The sequence below is a fragment of the Marinobacterium arenosum genome, assembly GCF_019795155.1.
Classification (GTDB): Bacteria; Pseudomonadota; Gammaproteobacteria; order Pseudomonadales; family Balneatricaceae; genus Marinobacterium_C; species Marinobacterium_C arenosum.
On the sequence record NZ_JAILYN010000093.1, the window covers coordinates 1 to 4696 of the forward strand.

Genomic DNA, 4696 nt, shown 5'->3' on the forward strand with positions numbered 1-4696 from the left:
GGTTTTGATGGATTTTGCGGCTTCGCGAGCGAAGGCCTCCAGTTGCTTCTTGTCCATACTGCCTATCCTTAGCCATTGCTGGCTCCATGATAGGCAGTTACACAGTTTTATCTACAGTCTCTCTGCCGATGACTGGGGGGTGAGGTTTACTTTTTGATCCACTGGGTGCCGTTCTTGCCGGACGCTCCACGGTTTGCCAGTTCATCCGCCAGTTCATTCCAGCGGTCGCCGTTGTGAGCCTTGACGTGAACCCACTGGATATTCAGGGGCTCTGCCAGGGCCTCCAGCTCCATCCATAGCTCCTTGTTGAACACGGGCTTCTTGTCTGACTTCTTCCAGTCCTTGGCCTTCCAACCCTCAACCCACTGGTTCATCCCCTGAACCACGTAGTTAGAGTCACTGTGAACGGTAATCTGCTCCTGGGTGCGCTTCTTAAGCCACTTCAGGGCCTCTATGGGGCCTTGGAGTTCCATGGTGTTGTTGGTTGCATGGCCTTCTTCCGTGCCCCACAGGTGCAGCTCACGGCCTGTCTCGGGCTCGAATATAACGACACCCCAACCGGCACCGTTATGGAACGTATCTTGGTTGCCCTTGCAGGCACCGTCGGTATAAACGTGGATCATTCAGGTACTACTCCTGGCGAAAAGAAAGGCCGGTCTTACGCCGTTGCGGCCAGCCCTTGGATGTAAGAGGGGGATGTGTGGGAATGGTGATCAGGAACGACCGCCACGTAACGCCTTGAGCCGCTTCCAGCTACACCAGTGGGCACCACCACAGTACCCAATGCTTCCTTCGCCTATGTACGGCAGATGAATGAAAATGCCAACAAAACCGACCTCAAACTCAAAGTCATTTATGATGATCCGCATGATCTATACTCCCTTGAATTAATACGGAAGCTGCGAACCTACAACTGAACAGACAGAGAGTCTAGAGAGCGAAAAGCACATAATTTTGTTAGTTTCAAGAGTGAAAATAGGGATGCCCCTGATTTGGGGCTTTTAGACCAAGCTGAAGGGGAACTACTTCCAATGTTGGAAATATAATTATTTCTTTGGACTCTGGAGGCTTAATATGGTAAAGAGACCTCCCCCTTCTAAGAGATGTCTTTCGGTCTTACCTTCAGGGGTATCTTTCTCGGGTATCAACTCTGGGATCACTATCCGAGGGAGGACCAAGGGATTCTTCAGGATTCCTATAGATGTCTGAGGGACGCCCCCCGTCTATCTAAAGTGTCCAGTAACCTACACCGCCCAGATACCACCATCCAAGACCAAGCTTCAGACCACTCTACAGAGCCTGCTGGATCATCCGCTTGTTGGACTAAAGGGCCAGCTTCTGGATCGGTACCAGTGATCCACTTACGGAGTGGCTTGGCAAACAGGACTTCAGAGCGGAGGGTGCGGCATACAGGCCAGATTCTGAGGGTACGGTGTTAGCTTGTGGACCATCAAGGGTACTCACTTTCCGAGTACCCTTTTCGTCCTCACCCAAACCACGGCTCCCCTAGGACTACGCGAAGGTTACAAAAGATGCCGCGTTTGAAAGCCGTCAGTTACTCGGAAAACATTAGTTTCTTCAGGCCTTCGAGGTCCATTTCGCATTCTTGACCTGATAGCGTCATCATATGTTCTTCCTCTATGGGGGGGTTGATCTCGCCCGCTAGGATGCGAACCCGGAGCTTGTAGGTGCCAGGCCCAGAGGCCAGGATTGCCAAATCGTCGCGAACCCTTCCCTCTTCTCCGGGCAGCAAGGTCCCTAAGCGAATATGGCATACGGGCACACTGCCTCGATCATCTACCATAATTTGCTCCTTCAGACGGTCAATCATAGTGGAAGCCCCTTGAATGAGCGCCGATGCAGAAGAGTCCGGCTCTTGGGGAAGGTTGGCAGCTGGCATCATTACTACGCGCTTCCCTTCAGGCTTAGTACAAGTAACTTCTAGCTTCGCATCAGAGAGAGGAAAATCAGATCGATTGACAAGGGACAGCCTCACTTGGATTAGGCGGTGCTGGTATAAGCAGTACTTTGCTGCATCGCGCCAGTAGTTGCGATTGACGAGGCCTATCGATGGCATACTGGTGGTAATTCCCTCGGATATACGCACCTTTATGCGGCTCTCATAATCCGGTAACTTATCGAAGTCAAAGCGATAGAAGCTCAAGTCGAAGTTGTTTGGTAATGGTCGATTCCGCTCATTCTGCACGGACAACTCAATCCGGGGATCGCCCTTCTCTGTATCGTCTCGTCCCATCCGCGCCACTTCCACTGGAGATGCTTCGTCCGTAGAACTTCCCCGGCGGACGTAGACCGCAGATTCTTTTAGCTTTCCGAACTTTTTGTTGAGATAGAACGGCCGTTGCTGCTTGGGAATGGCGATAACAGCGACCGTCTTGCCATCGAACAGGCGTTCCTCATAGCGGAACTCTAACTTGGGCTGCACCTTGCTGTTGACAAACTGTTGGAGGGCGGCGTCATCGATGTGATCTGAGGGCAAGATACCCACCACTTCAGCTGGATGGGGGGCCTGATCCTTGAATCCAATCAGAATGTAGCCGGGACCATCGCGGTAAGCATTGGCTATTGCCAAAATATCCTTGAGGAGTTCGGACTTCTCGTGGTCATTGGCACCGATGAACCGATACTGAGCCTGCTTGAAGTCCAGATCGGCTCCTTCGCCCTTATAACGTAGCCGTTCCAACAATTCGTCACTGATCATGGGTAATCCTTGGCTGCTTGGCAAAACATATTCATTGCGTAACCCCTCAGGCAGCGTCCCCTAGGGCTAGGGTGATTTTATTGGGAGGTATACATACATCCAAGCTCAATCTACTAGGCGCTGTAATGACCATCAAGGTTGTGGCAGATGGGGCCCGGCGGAGCGACCGCCAGGACATCCAGGAACATCCGTTCGGACAGACCACGGCCATACTTGCGGCGGGCATCACGCAACTTGATGAAACCGGCGTCACAACCACCCGTGTCCAGACGGTGTTCCATTTCACCCAGGCGTTCTTCGTGGTGGGCCAACTGCTGTTCCTGGGCTGCCATGTTGGCTGCTACCTGGGCGATCAGTTGAATCTGAGTCAGCTGAGGCTGGGCTGTAGGTTGAACCGGAGCTACCGACTTACGCTCAGCCAGGAAGGTACGGATCACCTCCACATAGAAGGCAGGGCTGATCCAGTTGGCATAAGCCACGGCCAACTCTTCGATGGCGAAGGTACCGCCATAGCGGCCAGGGGAACGAACGATGGTTTCCTTATTCATCACATCTGATGAATTAAGTTCGTCGATCAGTTCCTGGGTAGAATCCAGTCGGAGCCAGTTGGTGGGCTGCTTACTCATGCTCCCACCACTGGCCCGGTGCAATGAGTTCAGGTTGTAACGCCCTTCGGAATCGCGGGTGATCTCGATGTTGCCAATGGTCAGTTCGGTGTTGTTCATGGTGTTGTCTCCAGGGCTGAAGACCACCAGGAGCACTGATCAACACGGGTAACAGGGACTGCTGAATATGGGTGGAAAACGATAGATCAGGAACACACGAACGAGGGCCTGGGAGACCGTCTCTGAGACCTCCCAGAATCGTCTGTGAGCGACTTACTCCGCAAGGATGCGATAGACAGAAGCCCGACCAATACTCAGCTCACGGGCGATCTCAGTGGCTCCCATGCCTTCGGACTTCAAGCGCTTTACGTCCTCAGCCTTCTCTCTGGCTGTCGGCTTGCGGCCCTTGTAGACGCCCTTGGCCTTGGCCTTGGCGATGCCCTCCATCTGGCGCTCACGTCTCAGGTTGGTTTCGAACTCTGCAAAGACACCCAGCATATCGAGGAACGCCTTACCGGCTGCATTGCTGGTATCTATGGACTGGTCCGTAGCCTGTAGGAACGCCCCCTTCGCTTTCAGATCGTGAACGATGTCCTGTAAATCCTTCAGACTTCGGGCCAATCGGTCAATCCTAGTGACCACCAGGGTATCCCCCTCCTGGATCAACTCCAGAATCAAGTCCAGCTCTGACCGACCGGCTCGGCTAGTGCCTGACACCTTCTCGGAGCGAATCACGGTGCAGCCGTGGGCTTCCAGACGTTCCTTCTGGATGTCCAGGGATTGGTCTGTGCTGCTGACTCGGGCATATCCATAAACGGGCATTGGGATGTCTCCTTGCGTACCAATAGGCTCTAGACCCAAGAAGCCTACCGTCCCAAAATCCTACTTTCAACCCTCTTGGTACGATTAAAGCGTCTCGCCTCGACGCCTCGCACCAGTTTACCCAGTGGGACGATCCGAAATAACCACTTGATTTGCTGAGGGAAGGGGTGAAGAATCGAGAGCCCGTTCATTAGGACAAGGATAGAGGGCTGTGATTTACAAAGGATGTGCAGTTATAGCTACGATGGCCTTGTGTGTACTGGCTTTCTCGCAGGTGTACGAGTACCAAGCCAAGCCAATTAACGGGATTGCATATACGATTAAAGCCAACAAGCTTACAGGTAAGCGGTGCTTTGAATATGATACCTTCAATGAACTGGAGTACTCCGCCTTAGCTGTGAAAACCATTGCCCCAAGCTGCGGAGATAAAGAGACTGTAGATAAAACTGTGTAACTGCCTATCATGGAGCCAGCAATGGCTAAGGATAGGCAGTATGGACAAGAAGCAACTGGAGGCCTTCGCTCGCGAAGCCGCAAAATCCATCAAAAC

Annotated in this window: 5 protein-coding genes; 1 reads left to right on the forward strand and 4 read right to left on the reverse strand. The window is 52.7% G+C overall.

Annotated features, from left to right (window positions below; genetic code table 11):
- Positions 1–146: 146 nt before the first annotated feature.
- From K6T12_RS21145 to K6T12_RS21160, 4 genes are all read right to left on the reverse strand, one after another.
- Entirely contained in the window at positions 147–623 is a 477-nt protein-coding gene (locus tag K6T12_RS21145) for a ribonuclease H family protein (protein WP_222224960.1), read from the reverse strand.
- A 932-nt stretch (positions 624–1555) separates the two neighbouring features.
- Positions 1556–2719, reverse strand: coding sequence for an AlbA family DNA-binding domain-containing protein (locus K6T12_RS21150; RefSeq protein ID WP_222224961.1), 1164 nt, complete (start codon positions 2717–2719; stop codon positions 1556–1558).
- 113 nt (positions 2720–2832) lie between these two features.
- Entirely contained in the window at positions 2833–3444 is a 612-nt protein-coding gene (locus tag K6T12_RS21155) for a KilA-N domain-containing protein (protein ID WP_222224962.1), read from the reverse strand.
- Between the two features lie 153 nt (positions 3445–3597).
- Complete coding sequence (locus tag K6T12_RS21160; RefSeq protein ID WP_222224963.1) at positions 3598–4146, reverse strand: recombinase family protein; 549 nt, start codon at positions 4144–4146, stop codon at positions 3598–3600.
- A gap of 211 nt (positions 4147–4357) precedes the next feature.
- Here K6T12_RS21160 and K6T12_RS21165 point away from each other — a divergent pair, with 211 nt between their 5' ends.
- The gene (locus tag K6T12_RS21165; protein WP_222224964.1) at positions 4358–4600 is read left to right on the forward strand and encodes a hypothetical protein; all 243 of its coding nucleotides are present in this window, start codon (positions 4358–4360) and stop codon (positions 4598–4600) included.
- Positions 4601–4696: the final 96 nt, after the last annotated feature.

What these genes read in the sequence shown, in the direction of transcription:
- K6T12_RS21145 (WP_222224960.1), bottom strand. Translation starts at nt 623, where the DNA reads ATGATCCACGTTTATACCGACGGTGCCTGCAAGGGCAACCAAGATACG.
- K6T12_RS21150 (WP_222224961.1), bottom strand. Translation starts at nt 2,719, where the DNA reads ATGATCAGTGACGAATTGTTGGAACGGCTACGTTATAAGGGCGAAGGA.
- K6T12_RS21155 (WP_222224962.1), bottom strand. Translation starts at nt 3,444, where the DNA reads ATGAACAACACCGAACTGACCATTGGCAACATCGAGATCACCCGCGAT.
- K6T12_RS21160 (WP_222224963.1), bottom strand. Translation starts at nt 4,146, where the DNA reads ATGCCCGTTTATGGATATGCCCGAGTCAGCAGCACAGACCAATCCCTG.